Genomic DNA, 18,006 nt, shown 5'->3' with positions numbered 1-18,006 from the left:
GCTGACGCCCCATGACATGGACCCTTGACACCGCCGCGGCCCGGGCCGCCTTCCAGGTCGCCTCGGAGTACGCGGACGCGGCTCTGCTCGCCCACTCGGTCCGCTCGTACGCCTTCGGGGCCGACCACGCGCAGCGGCACGGCCTGGAGTACGACGCCGAGCTCCTCTACGTGTCGGCCCTGCTGCACGATCTGGGGCTGACGGCCCCGTTCGACAGCCATACCCTCCCGTTCGAGGAGGCGGGCGGCCACGTCGCGCGCGTCCTGACGGCAGGCCTGGGCTGGCCCGCGGCGCGCCGGGCCCGCGCCGCGGAGGTGATCGTCCTGCACATGAGGGACGACGTGACCGCGGCCGAGGACGTCGAGAGCCACCTCCTCCAGGTGGGGACGAGCGCCGACGTGTCGGGACTGCGCCTCGGCGAGTTCGACCCGACCTTCACTGCGGAGCTGCTCGCCGCGCATCCGCGGGGCGGCTTCGGCGCCTCGTTCCTCGCCCTGGCCGAGGACCAGGCGAAGCGCAAGCCCGACTGCGCGGCGGCCGCCTTCGTCGCGGGCGGCGCGGCCCTGCGCATCGCCGCGAACCCCCTGGACGCGGCCGCCGGCTAGCCCCAGGGCCCGGATCCCGGTCAGAGGCCGCGCTCGATCATGCCGATCAGGTCCTGGCCGGCGTCGTGGGCCTGGGCCCCGGTGACTCCGCGCAGCGGGCCGTCGATCATCAGGACGGCCAGGCCGTGGACCGCCGACCAGGCGAGGAACTCCGCGCCCGGGCGGCGTTCGGCGGGCAGCAGGCCCGTCTCCACGAGGCCGTCCAGGGCGGCGCCCAGGAGCTCGAAGGGGGTCAGCCCGCCCGCTCCGGCCCCGGTGGTGTCCGTGGCGTGGGCCATGTCGGCCGGGACGTGGAACGCGGTGCGGAAGAGGCCCGGCTCGGTCACGGCGAAGCGGATGTAGCCGGTCCCGACGGCGCGGAAGCGGGCGCGGGCGTGGGCGGCGCGGTCGCCGCCGGGGCCGTCGACGGGGGCCAGCCGGTCGATCTCCTCCTCCATCGTGAGCGCCGCCCGGGCCATGGCCGCCTGCGAGACCCCGTGCACCAGGGCCGCGCGGTCGGCGAAGTGCCGGTACGCGGCGTTGGGCGAGACCCCGGCGCGCCGGGTGACCTCGCGCAGCGAGACGGCGTCGGGCCCGCCCTCGCGGGCCAGCTCCAGCGCCGCGTCGAGCAGGGCGCTGCGGAGGTTGCCGTGCCGGTACGTGCTGCGCTTGATCGGCGGTGGAGGCGGCTCGGCGCCGGGTGTCGTCGCGGGCATGTTCTTTCTCCGCTCGATGTGGAGATGTGGACGGTGTTTACTTCCGGACATAGCCTACGGGCGAGAAGTGGACGCCGTCCACATTGCCTGCGGCCGGAGCGGCGCGGGCGGGTTCCCCGTGTGAGAACCGGGTGCGCGGGGCCCCGCCGGATAGCGTGCCCGCATGTCGTGGGACGAGGACGGAACACCGCACCCGCTCGCACTGCGCCGCGCCGGCCGCAGCGAACTGGAGCCGGACCGGCTGCCCGAGGTCCGGGAGCTCGAGGTGCTGGGCTGGGAGCCCGCGCCCGAGGAGCTGCGCTGGGCCTTCCTCCCGTACGTCTGGCCCCCGGCGGCCCGCACGTGGATCCCGGACCGGTCCACGCACTGGGCGGTGGAGACCTTGCTGGACGGCCAGGGCCACATCACGGCGGTCGAGGCCGCCCCGCTCCCCGAGGCCGACCTGCACGACCTCGAGGGCGAGACCGACACCGTCCTCGCCGGCCTGGGCCTGCCGCCCCGACCCCGGGGCCGGCTGTGGCTGCTGCGCCCGGTCGGCCCCTTCGCCACCGTCGGCGAACTCCTCGGCCACCTCGACGCGCTGGCCGCCTCACGGGGCGTGGAAACCCGGGCCTGCGCCGCGTTCCTCGCCCTGGTCCGCGCCGAACTCGAGGCTCTCGACAGGACCTAGGGAGAGGGCTGGTTCGTCGGGACCCGGAGGCTTCCGTAGCGTTCCATCCGCTGCCAGTGCAGGCGTGAACCGGCGATCGCGGTGAACACCGACTGGATGACGACCAGGTACATCAACTGGCGGTAGACGAACTGCTGGAGCGGAAGGCTCCACAGCGGCCCGGGCCGTTCCTTGTCGAGGTGGAAGGCGTAGAGCCCCATCAGGACCTGCAGGAGCAGGAAGGCGCACCACAGGCCGATGATGCGGACCGGGTCGAGGAAGATCAGGCCGAAGACGGCGAAGACGTCCACGACGGGCGCGAGCAGCGGCAGCAGGACCTGGAACATCAGCAGGTAGAGCAGGCCGCGGCGGCCCAGCTTGCCGGCCTGGCCCCGCTGGGTGAGGGCGCCCCGGTGCTTCCACATGGCCTGCAGGGTGCCGTAGCACCAGCGGTAGCGCTGCTTCCACAGTGCGCCGAGCGTGGCGGGCGCCTCGGTCCAGGCGACGGCCCGCTCCTCGTACACCACCCGCCAGCCGTTGCGGCACAGCGCCATGGTGAGGTCGGTGTCCTCGGCGAGGGTGATGTCGCTGACCCCGCCGACCCGCAGCAGCGCCTCGCGGCGGAACGCGCCGACCGCGCCGGGCACGGTGGGCATGCACTCCGCGAGGTCGAAGAGGCGCCGGTCGAGGTTGAAGCCGACCACGTACTCGATGTGCTGCCAGCGCCCGAGCAGGCCGCCGCGGTTGACGACCTTCGCATTGCCGGAAACGGCGCCGACGCGCCGGTTGGCGAAGGGCTGGACGATCATGCGGACCGCGTCCGGCTCGAAGACGGTGTCGCCGTCCACCATGACGAGCAGGTTGCACGTGGCCGCGGCTATGCCGGTGTTGAGCGCCGCCGGCTTGCCGGCGTTCTGCTGGCGGATGACCCGTACGCCGCGCAGGTTCAGGGCTTCGACGATGTCGGCGGTGCCGTCGGTGGAGCCGTCGTCGACGACGATGACCTCCACCTGGTGGTCCGACGCGAGCAGGGAGCGGACGGCCGCCTCGATGCCGGCGCTCTCGTTGTAGGCGGGCACGATGATGCTGACCGGCTCGGTGACCGGCCTGCCCCACGGCCTGCGGCGCGTACGGACATGACGGCGCGCGGCGACGAACACCGCGATCGCGCGCAGCACGCTGAGGGCGCCTGCCGCCCACAGCAGCCAGCCGAGCGCGTCGAGCACCCAGCCGCTGGCGCGCAGCGCGTTGATGAGGGCGAGCCCCTGCCACTCGTCGACGGTGGAGGCCGGCTTCACGGGTGCCGGCAGGCCCACCGCGTCGCTGACCGTGGCGAATCGGAAGCCCGCCTTCTTGAGGTCGGGCAGGAGCTGCTCCAGCGCCGCGACGGTCTGCGAGCGGTCGCCGCCCGCGTCGTGCATCAGCAGGATCTGGCCGTCCGTGCCCCGGGGAGTGGAGTTGGCGACGATCTGCGCGGTGCCCGGGCGGCGCCAGTCCTGGCTGTCCTGCGTGGTGAGGACGGTGAGGTAGCCGTCCTGCCCGGCCTCCACGACGGTGTTCCAGTCGGCGTCGGTCAGCGCCTCGTTGGTCGAGGAGTACGGCGGCCGCAGCAGCGGGGTGGTGACGCCGGCGGCGCCCGCGATGACGAGCTGGCTCTCGCGCAGCTCCAGGGAGCGCCGCCACGCGGAGGCCGCGCCGAGGTCGGTGTGGGTGAAGGTGTGGACGCCGATCTGGTGGCCGTCCTCGACGATCCGCCGGGCCAGCTCGGGATGGGCGGCCACCTGGGCCCCGACGGTGAAGAACGTGGCCGGCACCTGGTGGCGGCGCAGGACGTCGAGGATCTTCGGGGTCCAGACCGGGTCGGGGCCGTCGTCGAAGGTCAGGGCGATGGTGCGGGGTCCGGGACCGGCCACCCGTCCGGCCGCGCCCTCGACGACCGGGCCGCCGGAGCGGATCTGCTCGGGCACGGACGCCGACGAACCGGCCTCGCGCGGTGCCCCGTCGGCGGTCGTGTCGAACATGTGGTGGGCGTAGCCCTGGAGGAGCAGCGCCGCCGAGAGGGTCACGACGAGCACGGTCAGCAGCAGCCAGTGGGTGCGCAGGGGGACGTTGCGCACCGTGCTGTGCCGCCCGCGGGGGAGTCGGCGCCGGTTCTTCGACACGGGAGGGAGTGCTTCCTGCCTGTGGGGACGGGGTCGGGGTCTACGGGTGGGCGGTGGGTTTGCCGCCGCCTTGGCCGGGCCGGGCCGTCGGCTTGCCCTGGCCGGCCGAGCCGGAGCCCGGCGACGCCCCGTTCCCGTTGGGGGCGGGGGGCGTCGGGGCGGCCGTCGGGGCACCCGACCCGGTGGTGGCCTGGGATGCGGGGGCAGGGGGCGCGGGAGCCTGGGAGGCGGCGGGCGCCGCCGGAGTGCGGCGCGGTGCGGCCGAGGCCGACGGGCTGCCGGGCTCGGCCGCCGGGGCCTTGCTCGGGGCTGCGTCCGCACTACGGGGGGCGGGCAGGAACGGCGACTTGAGCGTCGGCCCGCCGAACAGCGAGCTGAGTACGAGGACCACGTACCCGGCGGCGGGCACGACGAGCAGCCACCCCAGGCGGCGGACCCGGCGCTGGCGCCGCCCCGAGGAGTCCACGAACACCGGGCTCGGCTCGGCCGCTCCGGCGGTGCTCGGGGAGGCCGCGCGGACACGCGGAAGCTCCAGCGTGTCGTCGTCCGCGTAACCCGGTTGTGGTCGCATCAGTGGGGTCTGCCTCTACGGGATGGGGCGGGTGGTCGGGGTGTCGTCGCGAGGCTGGGGCGGCGTCGGGCCGGTGCTCGGCAGGCCGGTCGGGCGGCCGGTCGGACGGCTGCCCGGGCCGGCTGGTGTACGGGTCGCTTCCGGATCCTCGGGGCGCTTGCCCGGCTCGGGCTTCCCGGACGGCTTCGGGGAGGCGGAGGCGGAACCGGAGGCACCGCGCGGTCCGGACGTCGGCTGCGCGGTCGGCGGGCTTCCGGGGGGCGCGTCCTGCCCGCCCAGGACGGGGGCGCAGTAGCCGGGTACGTCGGCCGGTCCTCCGGCCGCCGCGACCAGCGGGGCGAAGCGGCGCTCCGCGAGCACCTCGGCGGGCCCCCGCGTGCTCGGGGCGCTGTCCGCGGCGTAGGCGCGGCAGAGCTCGGCGAGAGCGGCGGGTACCGCCTCCGGCGAGTCGGCGAGCACCCCCGGGGGCAGCTCCCCGGGCCGGGAGGCCGACGCGGAAGCGGAGGGCGCCGGGGCGCTGCTCGCGGGCCTGCCGCCCAGGGCGGCGGGCAGATGGCCCGTGCCGGCGGCCACGGCGACTCCGCCGAGGGCGGTGGCCACGACGGTGGCCGCGACCTTCGCGCTCAGGAGCATCGCCGGGGTGAGCATGTTCCGCTTCCTGGGGGTGGCCACGGGGGTGGAGGCAGTGGGGGACGCAGGGATGGACGCAGCGGTGGAAACCTGGGCAAGACGGGCAGACCGAAACGCCGCCACGGCCGCTTGCTCGCCGGGCAGTTCACCGTCGCCCATGGGCGCGCAGACGGCGGCGAGCAGTCCCGCGAGGGCGTCGTCGCCGGGTACCGCACCGGCCCTGGCGCCGGCGAGCAGCTGCTCGGCCGTGTCGCGGTTGATCCGGCGGGATCGGTTGGTGCTCATCTCGCATCCTTCAGCGTCGAAGACGTCGTCGGTGTCACTTCCGGGGCGAAACTTGCTTCGAGCGGCTGCTGAGCACCGCCGGGGTCGGCATTCCGGTCTTCCTGCTGTTCGAGGAGCTTGGCGAGCTTGCGCAAACCCCGGTGCGCGGCCGTGCGCACCGCACCGGCCCGTTTGCCGAGCACGCGCGCCGCGCTCTCCGCGTCGAGGTCCATGACCACGCGCAGCAGCACGGCCTCGCCCTGCTCGCGGGGCAGCCGGGCTATCAGGGCGAGCGCGTCGGTGGTGGCGACCGTGGCCAGCGCGCTCGACTCGGTGTCCTCGGGGGCCCGCCGGTCGAGCAGGTACTCGACCGGCAGGTCGGCTGTCGGGCGCCGGCGCCGACGGCGCAGCAGGTCCAGCGCCCGGTTGCGGCCGATCGTCGTCACCCAGCCGCGGAACCCGTCGAAGTCCCCGTCGAACGTCCCCAGGTCGCGGGCGACCTGAAGCCAGGTCTCGGACGCGACGTCCTCGGCCTCCTGCCCGACCAGCACGGTCAAGTAGCGCAGCAGCCGCGGCTGCACCTGCCGGAAGAGCGCCCGGAAGGCCGCCTCGTCCCCCCGTTGCGCCGCTCCGACCTCCCCGGACATGTCTTCCGGGCGTCCTGCCTCGCTGTCGGCCTCGCCGAACTCCTCCGCACTGTGCACGCGGGCCATGATGCGGCACATGAATCCGGCAGTTCACCCGATGATCCAGATATCACCTGGTGTTTGCGCGAGGAGCACGCCCCAAGGCCTGGCCAAAGCCCGCCGGGTTGGGCAAGGATCGCGTCCGCACCACGCCACGCAGGTTCTTCCGGCACATCACGCCCTTCACAGGAGGATGTTCATGCCTCGCCGTACACCCAGCGGCCTGATCGCCGCGGCCGCCGCGACCGCGGCACTCGCCCTGGCCGCACCCGCCTCGGCGTCCCCGGCCGCCCCGGCCGCATCCCTCCCCCAGGGCCGCGTCTTCATGGTCAACCCCGTCCAGTCCTCCGGCGACCAGGCGCTCGCCGACGCCAAGGACTCCGCCGCCTCCGTGCCCGTTTCCGCGTACGCCACGGCCGCGCTGCGCAACCTCGACGCGAGCGGCGGGCTGTCGGGCAGGTGGGCCCGTGTCAGGTCGGACACCGGGACCTCCGCCAAGACCGCGGACGCGGCCTCGTACGACCGCCACGACGACCAGTTCGAGCAGGTCATGGCCTACTTCTGGGTCAACGAGGCGCAGGAGTACCTGCAGGGCCTGGGCTTCGGCACGGAGCTTCCCGGGGCCAACGACCGGGTCCAGCCGGTGCGCATCAACCAGTGGGGCGCCGACAACTCCTACTTCACGGACAAGAAGGACGAGATCCGCTTCGGCAAGGGCGGCGTCGACGACGCCGAGGACGCCGAGGTGGTCGTCCACGAGTACGGGCACGCGGTCCACGAGGCCCAGGTCCCCGGCTTCGGCACCTCCCCGGAGGCCGGCGCGATCGGTGAGGCCTTCGGCGACTACCTGGCCGTCGAGGTCGGCACGCACGCCGTCGCCCGGTACGGCTGGGTCCGTACGGCCGACGAGGCGTGCGTCGCGGACTGGGACTCGATCACCTACAGCGAGGCCCCGCACTGCCTGCGCCGGATCGACGGTTCCAAGGTCTACGCGGACCGGGTGGGCGAGGTCCACGCGGACGGCGAGATCTGGTCCCGCGCGCTCTTCGACATCCGGGGAGCCCTGGGAGCCAGGACCGCCGACCGCGTCATCGTCAACGCGCAGTTCGCCTTCGCGGCGGACACCAGCTTCACGGACGCGGCGCTGAAGACGATCGCGACCGCCGAGCGCATGTACGGCAAGAGCACGGCGGACGCGGTGCGCGGCGCGTTCCGGGCCCGTCAGATCCCTGGCGTCTGAGGGCCGTTGGCGGACGCCGCTCGGCCCCGGAGCCCAACGGGCCCCGGGGCCAAGCGGAATGTTCCGTTTTTGACCGTTGAGCGGACATGAAAATCCTCTCTCCGGACAAGAGCTCGTCAAATTCTTGTTGCATACCTGTCAATCGGACCCTCCTTCCTGGCACGCTCGCTGCCGCCCCCACGGCAACACAAGGAGACCGAGTGACCACCCACATGTCCTCATCCCCCACCTCCCGCAGCCGGACCCGCGTGCTGCGCACCGCCGCCCTCGTCGCGTCCGCGGCGATGGTCGCGATCGCCGTCCAGAGCGGCTCCGCCAACGCGGCCGCCGAGCGCGAGGAAGGAGCCACCGCCCTCCGGCTGTCGGCCTCCGCGCGCGCCCAGGCGATCGCCGCCGCGCAGACCGGAGCGGTCGGTACCGCGCGCGCCATCGGCCTCTCCGACCAGGAGGGCCTCGTGGCCCGCGACGTGGTCAAGGACGCGGACGGCACGGTCCACACCCGCTACGAGCGCACCTACGCCGGCCTGCCCGTCCTCGGCGGCGACCTGGTCGTCCACCAGAAGAAGGACGGCAGCCGCAAGACCACCAAGGGCACCGAGGCCCGCATAGCCCCCGCAGCCGCCCGCTCCCCGAAGGCCGCGCCCGCCGGCGCCCGCCAGGTGGTCTGGGCCGCGGAGGGCACCCCGGTCTTCGCCTACGAGGCCGTAGTCACCGGCACCCAGCCCGACGGCACCCCGAGCGAGCGCCACGTCATCACGGACGCGGCCACCGGCGCCGAGCTCTGGTCGTACGAGGCCATCGAGACCGGCAGCGGCACCAGCCAGTACTCCGGCTCGGTCCCGGTCGGCAGCACCCCGAGCGGGTCGGCGTACAACCTGGCCGACGCGGGCCGCGGCGGCCACAAGACCTACGACCTGAACGGCGGCACCACCGGCACCGGCAGCCTGTTCACCGACGCCGACGACACGTGGGGCGACGGACTGGCGACGAACCGGCAGACCGCCGCCGTCGACGCCCACTACGGCGCGGCCGTCACCTGGGACTTCTACCAGGCCGAGCTCGGCCGCAACGGCATCGCCGGCGACGGCAAGGCCGCGTACTCCCGGGTCCACTACGGCAACGCGTACGTCAACGCCTTCTGGTCCGACAGCTGCTTCTGCATGACCTACGGCGACGGCGCGGGCAACCTCAAGCCGCTCACCTCGCTGGACGTCGCCGGCCACGAGATGACCCACGGCCTGACCGCCGCCACCGCCAAGCTGAACTACAGCCGCGAGTCCGGCGGCCTCAACGAGGCCACCAGCGACATCCTCGGCACCTCGGTGGAGTTCTTCGCCAACAACCCGGCCGACGCCGGCGACTACCTCATCGGCGAGAAGATCGACATCCGCGGCAACGGCACCCCGCTGCGCTACATGGACAAGCCCAGCAGGGACGGCTCCTCCGCCGACTACTGGTCGAAGACCGTCGGCCGGCTCGACGTCCACCACTCCTCGGGCGTCGCCAACCACTTCTTCTACCTGCTCTCCGAGGGCAGCGGCGCGAAGACGATCAACGGCGTGTCCTACGACTCCCCGACCTACGACGGCTCCACCGTCACCGGCATCGGGCGGACCAAGGCCTACAAGATCTGGTACAAGGCGCTGTCGACCTACATGACGTCGACCACCAACTACGCGGGGGCGCGCACCGCGACCCTGCAGGCGACGGCCGACCTGTACGGAACGTCCGGCACCGAATACCAGCAGGTGGCGGCCGCGTGGACGGCCGTCAACGTCAAGTGACGCACTGACAGCCCGGTGCCGGGGCCGGGACACCGTCCCCCTCGGCACCGGTCGGCCCCCGCGTCCGCCCGGTCGCGCCGCCGGGGGACGGGGCGTCACGGCCCGGCGGAGAGCTCGCCGCTGAGGGTGCCGTGGATGCGGGCGCTGGCCTCGTTCAGGCCGGTGATCTCGACGGTCTTGCCCCGCTGGGCGTACCGGTGCTCGATCGCGTCCAGCGCGGCCACCGAGGACGCGTCCCAGATGTGTGCGCCGCTGAGGTCGATGACCACCCTGTCCGGGTCGCCGGCGTAGTCGAACTGCCCGACCAGGTCGTTGGAGGAGGCGAAGAACAGCTCGCCGGTCACGCAGTAGACCACCTGGCCGCCGTCCGGATCGAGGACGGAGGTGACGTTCGCCAGATGGGCGACCCGCTTCGCGAAGATGACCATCGCGGTGACGGAGCCCACGACGACGCCCACGGCCAGGTTGTGGCTGACGACCACGCACACGACGGTGACGACCATGACGGCGATCTCCCCGGTGGGCAGCCGCTTGAGGGTCTTCGGCGCGAGGGAGTGCCAGTCGAACGTCGCGAAGCACACCATGACCATGACCGCGACCAGCGCCGCCATCGGGATCTCGGAGACGACCGGCCCGAAGGCGATGCACAGCACCATCAGGAAGGCGCCCGCGAGGAAGGTCGACAGCCGGGTACGGGCTCCGGACACCTTCACGTTGATCATCGTCTGGCCGATCATGGCGCAGCCGCCCATGCCGCCGAAGAACCCGGTGACGATGTTCGCGATGCCCTGGCCGATGGACTCCCGCGTCTTCGAGGAGCGCGTGTCGGTTATCTCGTCGACCAGCTTCGCCGTCATCAGCGACTCCATCAGCCCGACGAGGGCCATGGCCAGCGCGTACGGGGCGATCAGGGTCAGCGTGTCCAGGGTGAGCGGCACGTCCGGCAGGCCCGGCACCGGCAGCGAGGACGGCAGCGCGCCCTTGTCGCCGACGGTGGGGACGGCGATGCCCGCGGCCACGGTGATCACGGTGAGGATGACGATGGACACCAGCGGCGCCGGCACCGCCTTCGTGACCTTCGGGAAGAACACCATCAGCGCCAGACCGCCGGCCAGCAACGGGTAGACGGCCCACGGAACACCGAGCACCTCGGGCACCTGGGCCATGAAGACCAGGATGGCGAGGGAGTTGACGAAGCCCACCATCACCGAGCGCGGGATGAACCGCATCAGCTTCGCCACCCCCAGCGCGCCGAGCACGATCTGGAAGACACCGGCCAGGATCACCGCCGCGATCAGGTAGCCCAGCCCGTGCTCCCGGTTCAGCGGAGCGATCACGAGGGCGACCGCACCGGTGGCGGCGGAGATCATCGCCGGCCGGCCGCCCACGACGGAGATCACCACGGCCATCGTGAACGAGGCGAACAATCCGATCGCCGGATCCACCCCGGCGATGATCGAGAACGAGATGGCCTCGGGGATCAGCGCGAGCGCGACCACCAGACCGGCGAGCACCTCGGTCCGCAGCACCTTGGGCGAGAGCCAGGCCGGCCGCGCCGGACGGCGGACGCCGCGCAGCCGCGCGGACCCGGACACGGGGGAAGAAGACACGGGCACAGACCTCGGGCTCGGGTGCACCCGAACCGGAAGACGGGCGCGCGGAAACGACAGGAAGGGCCTGATCCACTGAGTGGATCAGGCCCTTGACCTGGTCTTACGAAGTCGGGGTGGCGGGATTTGAACCCACGACCTCTTCGTCCCGAACGAAGCGCGCTGCCAAGCTGCGCTACACCCCGATCGCCACCCTTGCAGCGCTTGCTGCCCTGGCGACATCGATTACTTTAGCGGACCCTCGGCCGGAGACGAAATCCGGTTTTCACGGGGCCTTCGGCGTCAGCGTCAGGAGCGTCGCTTCCGGCGGACACGCGAAGCGGACCGGGGTGAACCGGTTGGTGCCGCAGCCGGCCGAGACGTGGAGGTACGCGCGGTGGCCGCCCGCCTCGTGCGCGGAGAGGCCCTTCACCCGCTTGGTGTCCAGGTCGCAGTTGGTGACCAGCGCCCCGTAGAAGGGGATGCACAGCTGCCCGCCGTGCGTGTGCCCGGCGAGGATCAGCGGGTACCGGTCGGCGGTGAAGGCCTCGAGGACCCGCAGGTACGGGGCGTGCACCACGGCCATCGAGAAGTCCGCGTCCGGCTCCGGGCCGCCCGCGACCTCCTCGTAGCGGTCGCGCTTGATGTGCGGGTCGTCCAGCCCGGTGAAGGCCAGCTCCAGGCCCTCCACCTTCAGTCGCGCCCGGGTGTTGGTGAGGTTGCGCCAGCCCGCCGCGTCGAAGGCGTCCCGAAGCTCCTCCCAGGGGTTGTGCACGGCCCCGACGACCGGCTTGTTGCCGTTCAGCCCGTGCCGGCCCTGGGCCTTCTCGAGCAGGTAGCGCCCGGGGTTGCGCAGCCGGGGCCCGTAGTAGTCGTTCGACCCGAAGACGTACACGCCGGGGAACTCCATCAGGGGGCCCAGCGCGTCGAGCACCTCCGGGATGCCCTCGGTGTCCGAGAGGTTGTCGCCGGTGTTGACGACGAAGTCGGGTCGCAGCCCCGCCAGGGACTGCAGCCAGGCGCGCTTCTTGCGCTGCCCGCCGACCATGTGGATGTCCGAGACCTGGAGCACGCGCAACGGGCGCATCCCCTCGGGGAGAACGGGCACCGTGACCCGGCGCAGTCGGAACGACCGCGCCTCGAAACCGGCGGCATAGGCCACGCCCGCGGCCCCCACCGCGGCGATTCCGGCAGCTGCCTTCAGGGGGACTCCGTAACGCGCACGCATGGCCCCATCGTCGCAGACCCGGAAAACCTGCGGGCGCCACCGCCCCCGCAGGTGGCAGACTCAGCTCATGACCACGCTCAAGGCCAAGCTCCAGGAAGACCTCACGACCGCCATCAGGGAGCGGAACGAGCTGCACTCGTCCACCCTGCGGCTGACCCTCTCCGCCATCACCAACCAGGAGGTCGCGGGCAAGGAGGCACGTGTCCTCTCCGACGAGGAAGTCCTCAAGGTGATCGCCAAGGAGGCGAAGAAGCGCCGCGAGGCCGCCGACGCGTTCGCCCAGGGCGGCCGTCCCGAGCAGGCCGCGCGGGAGACCGCGGAGGGCGAGTTCCTCGACACGTACCTGCCCAAGCAGCTGACCGACGACGAGCTCGTCGCGATCGTGGCGCAGGCCGTCGAGGAGGCCAGGGCGGCGGGCGCCGAGGGGCCGCGGGCCATGGGCGCCGTCATGAAGATCGTCAACCCGAAGGTCGCCGGGCTGGCCGAGGGCGGGCGCGTCGCCGCCGTCGTCAAGCAGCAGCTCTCCTGAGCCGTACGTGAAGAGGGGGCCCTCAGCCGGATCCGGCTGAGGGCCCCCTTTCGTTGCGCTGCCGCCTACTCGGTGTCGCGGCCGCCGATCATGCCGGGCGGCATCGAGATGCCGGGGAACGGGTTGTCCGGCGTGGTGCCGCCCGTCGTACCGCCGTCCGTCGTACCGCCGGGCCGTTCGCCGGGCTTGTTGTCTCCGCCCGGCTTGCCGGGCTTCGCGGGCCTGCTCGGGCTCGTGGCCGGCCGTCCGCCGTTGCCGGCGCCCGGGAGCGCGGGTTCCGGGATGCTGACGGTGGTGAAGGCGGGGGCCTCGCGTCCGGCCAGCGCGCCGGTGATCGCGTCCTTCCAGATCGGGCCGGGCAGACCGCCGCCGAAGACCTTGTTGTAGTACCGGCCGCCGATCTCGATGTTCTCCATCGTGATCTTCTTCGCGCCGCCCGAGCCGACCCACACCGCGCCCGAGATGTTCGGGGTGTAGCCGACGAACCAGGCGTTGTACCGGGAGTCCGTCGTACCGGTCTTGCCCGCGCTGTCGCGGTCGGTCAGGCCGGCCCGCTCACCGGTGCCGGAGTCGACCACTCCGCGCAGCAGGGTGTTGATGGTGTCGGCCGTCTCCGGAGCCATCGCCCGGTCGCACTTGGCCTTCGGCACGGCGAGCGCCTTGCCGTGCGCGTCGGTGATCGACTCGATGGCGACCGGGGTGCAGTAGACACCGCGGTTGGCGAAGGTCGCGTACGCGTTGGCCATCGTCAGCGGGGAGAGCTCGGCGGAGCCGAGCGCGATCGAGGGGGCCTCCACCAGCTTCTCGCCGTTGGCCGAGACCACCCCGAGCTTCTGCGTCATCTCCGTCACCGGGCAGAGGCCGATCTCCGAGATCATCTGCACGAAGTAGGTGTTGATGGACTTCTCCATCGCCGTCCTCATCGCGTACGGACCGATCTCGTCCTCGGTCTCGTTCTCGGCCGTCTGGAGCTTGCCGTTGACCGGCAGGTTGAGCCAGTTGCTGCCGTCGCACTTCTGCACCGGGCTCGGGTAGTCCATCTTGTTCGGCGCCGGGTACACCTTGGTCGGCGGCATGCCCCGCTCTATGGCGGCGGCCGCGATGAACGGCTTGAACGTGGAGCCGACCTGGAAGCCGAAGTTCGAGCCGCCCATCCGCTTGTCCACGGAGTAGTTGATCTGGGTCTCGTTCTTCCCGAAGCCGTACGGCTTGGACTGCCCCATCGCCAGCACCCGGCCGGTGCCCGGCTGGACCATGGTCACGGCCGTCGCGATCGAGTCCTCCTGGTAGACGTGGTCCTTGATCGACTCGTTGGCCGCGTCCTGGGCCTGCGGGTCCAGGGTGGTGCGGATCGTCAGGCCGCCCTGGTTCCAGACCTTCGCCCGCTCCTCGCGCGTCTTGCCGAAGACCGCGTCCGTCAGGAAGGAGTTCTTCACGTAGTCGCAGAAGAAGCCGGCGCCCTTGACCGCGGTGATGCAGCCGTTCTTGGGCTTGGTCACCTTCAGTACGACCGGCTTGGCCTTCGCCGCGTCCGCCTCCGCCTGGGAGATGTCCTTGATGTCGGCCATCCGCTGCAGGACGAGGTTGCGGCGCTTGGTCGCCTCGGTCACGTCGTTCACCGGGTCGTACCGGCTCGGTGACTGGACGACGCCCGCCAGCAGCGCGGACTCCTCCAGGGTCAGGTCCTTGGCCGGCTTGCTGAAGTAGCGCTGGGCGGCGGATTCGATTCCGAACGCCTGCTGCCCGAAGAACGTGATGTTCAGGTAGTTCTCGAGGATCTTCTTCTTCCCGAGCTCCTCCTCGACCTGAATCGCGTACTTCAGCTCGCGGATCTTGCGCCCGAGGCTCTTCTCCTGGGCCGCGCGAACCTTCGTCTCGTCGTCACCGGCCTCTTCGACGAAGACGTTCTTCACGTACTGCTGGGTGAGCGTCGAGGCACCCTGTGCCGCGCCGCCCTCCTGCGCGTTGCGGTTGACCGCGCGCAGGATGCCCTTGAGGTCGACCGCGCCGTGCTCGTAGAAACGCGAGTCCTCGATGGCGACGATTGCCTTCTGCATGTACGGGGAGATCGCCGTGAGGGGGACCACCTGCCGGTCCCGCGAATAGACAGTGGCGATCAAGCCACCTTCGGAGTCCAGAATGGTGGTCCGCTGGCTGAGCGGCGGAGTCTTGAGATTGGCCGGGATCTCATCGAATCCCTCGACCGTGCCCTTGGCCGCGAGCCCCAGGGCGCCTGCCGCCGGAATCGCCATGCCGGCCAGCACAACTCCGGAGAGAACGGACACCCCGAGGAACTTGGCGGCCTGCTGGCTCCCCGTGAGCCCGCCGCCCGAGCGCTTCTTTCCCATGGAGGGCAGCCTACGTTCTCATTCGCCGGACACGCGCGAATGCCTTGGCCTAAGCTGTCCTCAACTGTCACAGCAGCGCGGTGCGACATCAACCCCCCGGCTTGATTTTCACCCTTCCCGAATGGGGTGGACTCATGTCCGAATCCCGCTGTTGTGATGAGCACGCCCCGCTGGCGACTCGGTGATTTCACCCGAATCGCCGGAATGGTCGGGCATGTCGTCCGATCACTCCGTCGGGTGATCTGCCGCTTACCCATAGTCCGTTCGGACCATTCAAGATTGGGCCCGTCGGGGGTGTTGCACTGTGCTCGCCTTCCGTAACGTCCTCAACTGGCAGCGGTGAATATGCCGCTGCCGCCGTGGGGGAGCCTCGATTCGGGAGAGGACGGCGCCGGGATGGGCTGGGTTACCGACTGGAGTGCGCAGGCAGCCTGCCGCACTACCGATCCGGATGAACTGTTCGTTCAAGGAGCGGCACAGAACAGGGCCAAGGCGGTGTGCACCGGATGTCCGGTGCGGACCGAGTGCCTGGCCGACGCGCTCGACAATCGCGTCGAGTTCGGCGTGTGGGGCGGAATGACCGAGCGGGAACGCCGTGCGCTGCTGCGCAGGCGTCCCACCGTCACCTCGTGGCGACGGCTGCTCGAAACCGCACGCACGGAGTACGAGCGCAGTACGGGCATCCTGACCATGGATGCCGACGAGGAGATCGACGTTCCGTACGAGACGTACGCGGCAGCCGGGTAGATCACCCGGGCGCCACGTCGTACGAACGGCGAACGCCTATGCTCCGGCCGGAACCCCGGCCGCGAGTCGCTCTCCGATGGCCCGCAGCCCGGCGAGGTCGTGCACATCGCCGGGCAGGGCCGCCACTTCGGCCACTGCCACCTCGGGGTGCAGCGAGGTGAAGCGATCGCGTGTGCGCCGTTCGCGCGCGATCACCTGCATCCGTTCGGCGTGCAGCCGCAGCAGTCCTGCCGTGATCTCGTCCACGTCGGGGGCGGGGGAGCCGTCGTCGGCGGAGTCACGAAGTCCAGCTTTCCCGGACTCCTGATCGACAATGCCGCCGTCTTCAAGATTCTCTGCGGCGGCCAGGGCCCGTTCGGCGGACAGCTGGTCGGCGCCGCTGCCGTGCACCCGGTTCAGTACCAGACCGGCCAGCGGCATCTTCTCCGCGGCCAGCCGCTCCACGAAGTACGCCGCCTCGCGCAGGGCGTCCGGTTCGGGAGCCGCGACCACGAGGAAGGCCGTACCCGGAGCCTGGAGCAGCCGGAAGGTGGCGTCCGCGCGCGTGCGGAAACCGCCGAACATGGTGTCCATCGCGGCCACGAAGGTCTGGACGTCCTTCAGGAGCGAGGCACCCATCAGCTTGCTCAGCGTGCCCGTCATCATCGACATGCCGACATTCAGGAACTTCATCCCGGCCCGGCCGCCCACCTTCGCCGGAGCCATCAGCACACGGATGAACTTCCCGTCCAGGAAGGACCCGAGCCGCTTCGGCGCGTCCAGGAAGTCCAGGGCGGACCGGCTCGGCGGGGTGTCCACGATGATCAGGTCCCAGTCGTCCCTGGCCCGCAGCTGCCCCAGCTTCTCCATCGCCATGTACTCCTGCGTGCCCGCGAAGCCGGCCGACAGCGACTGGTAGAAGGGGTTGGCGAGGATGGCCTGCGCCCGCTCGCCGTCCGCGTGCGCCTCGACGATCTCGTCGAAGGTCCGCTTCATGTCCAGCATCATGGCGTGCAGTTGGCCGCCGTCCGCCGCTCCGGTCCCCACCCCGGCGACCCTGCGCGGGGTGTTGTCCAGCGAGTCGATCCCCATCGACTGCGCGAGCCGCCGTGCCGGGTCGATGGTGAGCACGACCGCCTTCCGCCCGCGCCCGGCCGCCCGTACGCCCAGCGCCGCGGCGGTGGTGGTCTTGCCGACCCCGCCCGCCCCGCAGCACACGATGATCCGGGTCTGCGGATCGTCCAGCAGCCCGTCGACCTCCAGCCGCGGCGGAGTGTCCAGGCCCACGGTGTCCACCCCCTCGCTCATGCGACCACCGACTGCTTCCGCAGTTCCTTGGCCAGCTCGTACAACCCGGCCAGATCCATCCCCGCGCCGAGCAGCGGGAGTTCGTACGCCGGCACGTCCAGCTCCGCCAGTACGGCGCGCTGCGCACGCTCCAGCTCCACCCGGCCCGCGTGCTCGGCGGCCTGTGCGAGCAGCGGTTCCACCAGCCGCTCGGCCAGCCCGCCGCGGCGCGCGCCGCCCAGGCCCGCCCGGGACAGCGCCTGGGCCACTCCGGCCCGGTGGTCCTCGGCCGCGGCCCGCAGGGTGTCCTCGTCCAGGTGGTGCGGGCGCACCATGTTGACGACGACCCGTCCGACGGGCAGCCCGGCCTGCCGCAGTTCCTCGATCCCGTCCGCGGTCTCCTGGACGGGCATCTCCTCCAGGAGGGTGACCAGGTGCACGGCCGTCTCGGGGGACTTGAGCACCTTCATGACGGCCTGGGCCTGGTTGTGGATCGGCCCGAACCGGGCCAGGCCCGCCACCTCGTCGTTGACGTTCAGGAACCGGGTGATCCGCCCGGTCGGCGGCGCGTCCATGATCACGTGGTCGTAGACGAACCGGCCAGCCTTGTCCTTGCGCCGCACAGCCTCACAGGCCTTGCCCGTCAGCAGCACGTCGCGCAGCCCGGGCGCGATGGTCGTCGCGAAGTCGATCGCGCCGAGCTTCTTGAGCGCGCGGCCCGCCGAGCCGAGCTTGTAGAACATCTGGAGGTAGTCCAGCAGCGCCCGTTCGGCGTCGATGGCGAGCGCGAAGACCTCGCCGGTGCCGCCGGGCGCTACGGCGATCTTCCGCTCCTCGTACGGGAGCGCCTCCGTCCCGAAGAGCTGTGCGATGCCCTGCCTGCCCTCGACCTCCACCAGAAGAGTCCGCTTGCCCTCGTGTGCGAGGGCGAGCGCGAGTGCCGCGGCGACCGTGGTCTTGCCGGTGCCGCCCTTGCCGCTGACCACCTGGAGCCTGCTCACAGCGTCCGAGCC

At 71.6% G+C, this 18,006-nt stretch carries 16 protein-coding genes and 1 tRNA gene; 6 read left to right on the top strand and 11 right to left on the bottom strand.

What is annotated here, in order from left to right; translation table 11 throughout:
* The first annotated feature begins 11 nt into the window (after positions 1 to 11).
* On the top strand, positions 12 to 605 hold the full coding sequence (locus tag ACIPUC_RS18415; RefSeq protein ID WP_446590587.1) for an HD domain-containing protein: 594 nt from the start codon (positions 12 to 14) through the stop codon (positions 603 to 605).
* 20 nt (positions 606 to 625) lie between these two features.
* Here the strand turns inward: ACIPUC_RS18415 and ACIPUC_RS18410 are convergent, their stop codons facing one another.
* Entirely contained in the window at positions 626 to 1,300 is a 675-nt protein-coding gene (locus ACIPUC_RS18410; RefSeq protein WP_446590586.1) for a TetR/AcrR family transcriptional regulator, read from the bottom strand.
* A gap of 163 nt (positions 1,301 to 1,463) precedes the next feature.
* On the opposite strand from ACIPUC_RS18410, the gene ACIPUC_RS18405 reads away from it, so the two are divergent.
* The gene (locus ACIPUC_RS18405) at positions 1,464 to 1,970 is read left to right on the top strand and encodes a DUF5956 family protein (RefSeq protein ID WP_446590584.1); all 507 of its coding nucleotides are present in this window, start codon (positions 1,464 to 1,466) and stop codon (positions 1,968 to 1,970) included.
* Here the strand turns inward: ACIPUC_RS18405 and ACIPUC_RS18400 are convergent.
* The 4 genes from ACIPUC_RS18400 to ACIPUC_RS18385 are packed head-to-tail and all read right to left on the bottom strand — an operon-like array spanning position 1,967 to position 6,289.
* Positions 1,967 to 4,111, bottom strand: a complete 2,145-nt coding sequence (locus ACIPUC_RS18400) for a bifunctional polysaccharide deacetylase/glycosyltransferase family 2 protein (protein ID WP_446590583.1) — start codon at positions 4,109 to 4,111, stop codon at positions 1,967 to 1,969. The genes ACIPUC_RS18405 and ACIPUC_RS18400 overlap by 4 nt on opposite strands.
* A gap of 40 nt (positions 4,112 to 4,151) precedes the next feature.
* A complete protein-coding gene (locus ACIPUC_RS18395; RefSeq protein ID WP_446590582.1) occupies positions 4,152 to 4,682 on the bottom strand; it encodes a hypothetical protein in 531 nt (176 codons plus the stop codon).
* A gap of 15 nt (positions 4,683 to 4,697) precedes the next feature.
* Positions 4,698 to 5,597 carry a hypothetical protein gene (locus ACIPUC_RS18390; RefSeq protein ID WP_446590581.1) on the bottom strand — a complete coding sequence of 300 codons (900 nt, stop codon included), beginning with the start codon at positions 5,595 to 5,597 and terminating at the stop codon, positions 4,698 to 4,700.
* Positions 5,594 to 6,289: an RNA polymerase sigma factor gene (locus ACIPUC_RS18385; protein ID WP_446590579.1), complete on the bottom strand. Its 696-nt coding sequence runs from the start codon at positions 6,287 to 6,289 to the stop codon at positions 5,594 to 5,596. Before ACIPUC_RS18385 ends, ACIPUC_RS18390 begins: the two co-directional genes overlap by 4 nt.
* Before the next feature lie 172 nt (positions 6,290 to 6,461).
* Here ACIPUC_RS18385 and ACIPUC_RS18380 point away from each other — a divergent pair, with 172 nt between their 5' ends.
* The gene (locus ACIPUC_RS18380; protein ID WP_446590578.1) at positions 6,462 to 7,502 is read left to right on the top strand and encodes a M4 family metallopeptidase; all 1,041 of its coding nucleotides are present in this window, start codon (positions 6,462 to 6,464) and stop codon (positions 7,500 to 7,502) included.
* A 212-nt stretch (positions 7,503 to 7,714) separates the two neighbouring features.
* Entirely contained in the window at positions 7,715 to 9,286 is a 1,572-nt protein-coding gene (locus ACIPUC_RS18375; RefSeq protein WP_446591154.1) for a M4 family metallopeptidase, read from the top strand.
* Between the two features lie 95 nt (positions 9,287 to 9,381).
* On the opposite strand, the gene ACIPUC_RS18370 is transcribed toward ACIPUC_RS18375, so the two are convergent.
* The 3 genes from ACIPUC_RS18370 to ACIPUC_RS18360 all read right to left on the bottom strand — a co-directional run bounded on the left by ACIPUC_RS18370 (position 9,382) and on the right by ACIPUC_RS18360 (position 12,103).
* Positions 9,382 to 10,881, bottom strand: coding sequence for a SulP family inorganic anion transporter (locus tag ACIPUC_RS18370; protein WP_446591153.1), 1,500 nt, complete (start codon positions 10,879 to 10,881; stop codon positions 9,382 to 9,384).
* A gap of 126 nt (positions 10,882 to 11,007) precedes the next feature.
* Positions 11,008 to 11,081: transfer RNA gene (locus ACIPUC_RS18365), tRNA-Pro, on the bottom strand.
* Between the two features lie 80 nt (positions 11,082 to 11,161).
* Complete coding sequence (locus ACIPUC_RS18360; protein ID WP_446590576.1) at positions 11,162 to 12,103, bottom strand: metallophosphoesterase; 942 nt, start codon at positions 12,101 to 12,103, stop codon at positions 11,162 to 11,164.
* 67 nt (positions 12,104 to 12,170) lie between these two features.
* Between ACIPUC_RS18360 and ACIPUC_RS18355 the strand changes: the two genes are divergently transcribed.
* Complete coding sequence (locus ACIPUC_RS18355; protein ID WP_446590575.1) at positions 12,171 to 12,632, top strand: GatB/YqeY domain-containing protein; 462 nt, start codon at positions 12,171 to 12,173, stop codon at positions 12,630 to 12,632.
* A gap of 65 nt (positions 12,633 to 12,697) precedes the next feature.
* On the opposite strand, the gene ACIPUC_RS18350 is transcribed toward ACIPUC_RS18355, so the two are convergent.
* On the bottom strand, positions 12,698 to 14,980 hold the full coding sequence (locus tag ACIPUC_RS18350) for a transglycosylase domain-containing protein (RefSeq protein WP_446590574.1): 2,283 nt from the start codon (positions 14,978 to 14,980) through the stop codon (positions 12,698 to 12,700).
* 396 nt (positions 14,981 to 15,376) lie between these two features.
* Here ACIPUC_RS18350 and ACIPUC_RS18345 point away from each other — a divergent pair, with 396 nt between their 5' ends.
* Positions 15,377 to 15,727, top strand: coding sequence for a WhiB family transcriptional regulator (locus ACIPUC_RS18345; RefSeq protein WP_257559391.1), 351 nt, complete (start codon positions 15,377 to 15,379; stop codon positions 15,725 to 15,727).
* A 36-nt stretch (positions 15,728 to 15,763) separates the two neighbouring features.
* On the opposite strand, the gene ACIPUC_RS18340 is transcribed toward ACIPUC_RS18345, so the two are convergent.
* Both ACIPUC_RS18340 and ACIPUC_RS18335 read right to left on the bottom strand, forming a co-directional pair.
* A complete protein-coding gene (locus ACIPUC_RS18340) occupies positions 15,764 to 17,014 on the bottom strand; it encodes an ArsA family ATPase (protein WP_446590572.1) in 1,251 nt (416 codons plus the stop codon).
* Entirely contained in the window at positions 17,011 to 17,994 is a 984-nt protein-coding gene (locus ACIPUC_RS18335; RefSeq protein WP_446590570.1) for an ArsA-related P-loop ATPase, read from the bottom strand. The genes ACIPUC_RS18340 and ACIPUC_RS18335 overlap by 4 nt, the downstream gene beginning before the upstream one ends.
* Positions 17,995 to 18,006: the final 12 nt, after the last annotated feature.

The sequence above is a fragment of the Streptomyces sp. LARHCF249 genome, assembly GCF_052871255.1.
The sequence above is the reverse complement of the archived record's forward strand: the minus strand, read 5'-3'. Positions and strand labels throughout refer to the sequence as shown.

Coding starts and splice junctions, on each gene's coding strand:
- ACIPUC_RS18375 (WP_446591154.1), top strand. CDS start 7,715: ATGTCCTCATCCCCCACCTCCCGCAGCCGGACCCGCGTGCTGCGCACC.
- ACIPUC_RS18385 (WP_446590579.1), bottom strand. CDS start 6,289: ATGGCCCGCGTGCACAGTGCGGAGGAGTTCGGCGAGGCCGACAGCGAG.
- ACIPUC_RS18345 (WP_257559391.1), top strand. CDS start 15,377: ATGGGCTGGGTTACCGACTGGAGTGCGCAGGCAGCCTGCCGCACTACC.
- ACIPUC_RS18390 (WP_446590581.1), bottom strand. CDS start 5,597: ATGAGCACCAACCGATCCCGCCGGATCAACCGCGACACGGCCGAGCAG.
- ACIPUC_RS18360 (WP_446590576.1), bottom strand. CDS start 12,103: ATGCGTGCGCGTTACGGAGTCCCCCTGAAGGCAGCTGCCGGAATCGCC.
- ACIPUC_RS18355 (WP_446590575.1), top strand. CDS start 12,171: ATGACCACGCTCAAGGCCAAGCTCCAGGAAGACCTCACGACCGCCATC.
- ACIPUC_RS18405 (WP_446590584.1), top strand. CDS start 1,464: ATGTCGTGGGACGAGGACGGAACACCGCACCCGCTCGCACTGCGCCGC.
- ACIPUC_RS18395 (WP_446590582.1), bottom strand. CDS start 4,682: ATGCGACCACAACCGGGTTACGCGGACGACGACACGCTGGAGCTTCCG.
- ACIPUC_RS18415 (WP_446590587.1), top strand. CDS start 12: ATGACATGGACCCTTGACACCGCCGCGGCCCGGGCCGCCTTCCAGGTC.
- ACIPUC_RS18410 (WP_446590586.1), bottom strand. CDS start 1,300: ATGCCCGCGACGACACCCGGCGCCGAGCCGCCTCCACCGCCGATCAAG.
- ACIPUC_RS18380 (WP_446590578.1), top strand. CDS start 6,462: ATGCCTCGCCGTACACCCAGCGGCCTGATCGCCGCGGCCGCCGCGACC.
- ACIPUC_RS18340 (WP_446590572.1), bottom strand. CDS start 17,014: ATGAGCGAGGGGGTGGACACCGTGGGCCTGGACACTCCGCCGCGGCTG.
- ACIPUC_RS18350 (WP_446590574.1), bottom strand. CDS start 14,980: ATGGGAAAGAAGCGCTCGGGCGGCGGGCTCACGGGGAGCCAGCAGGCC.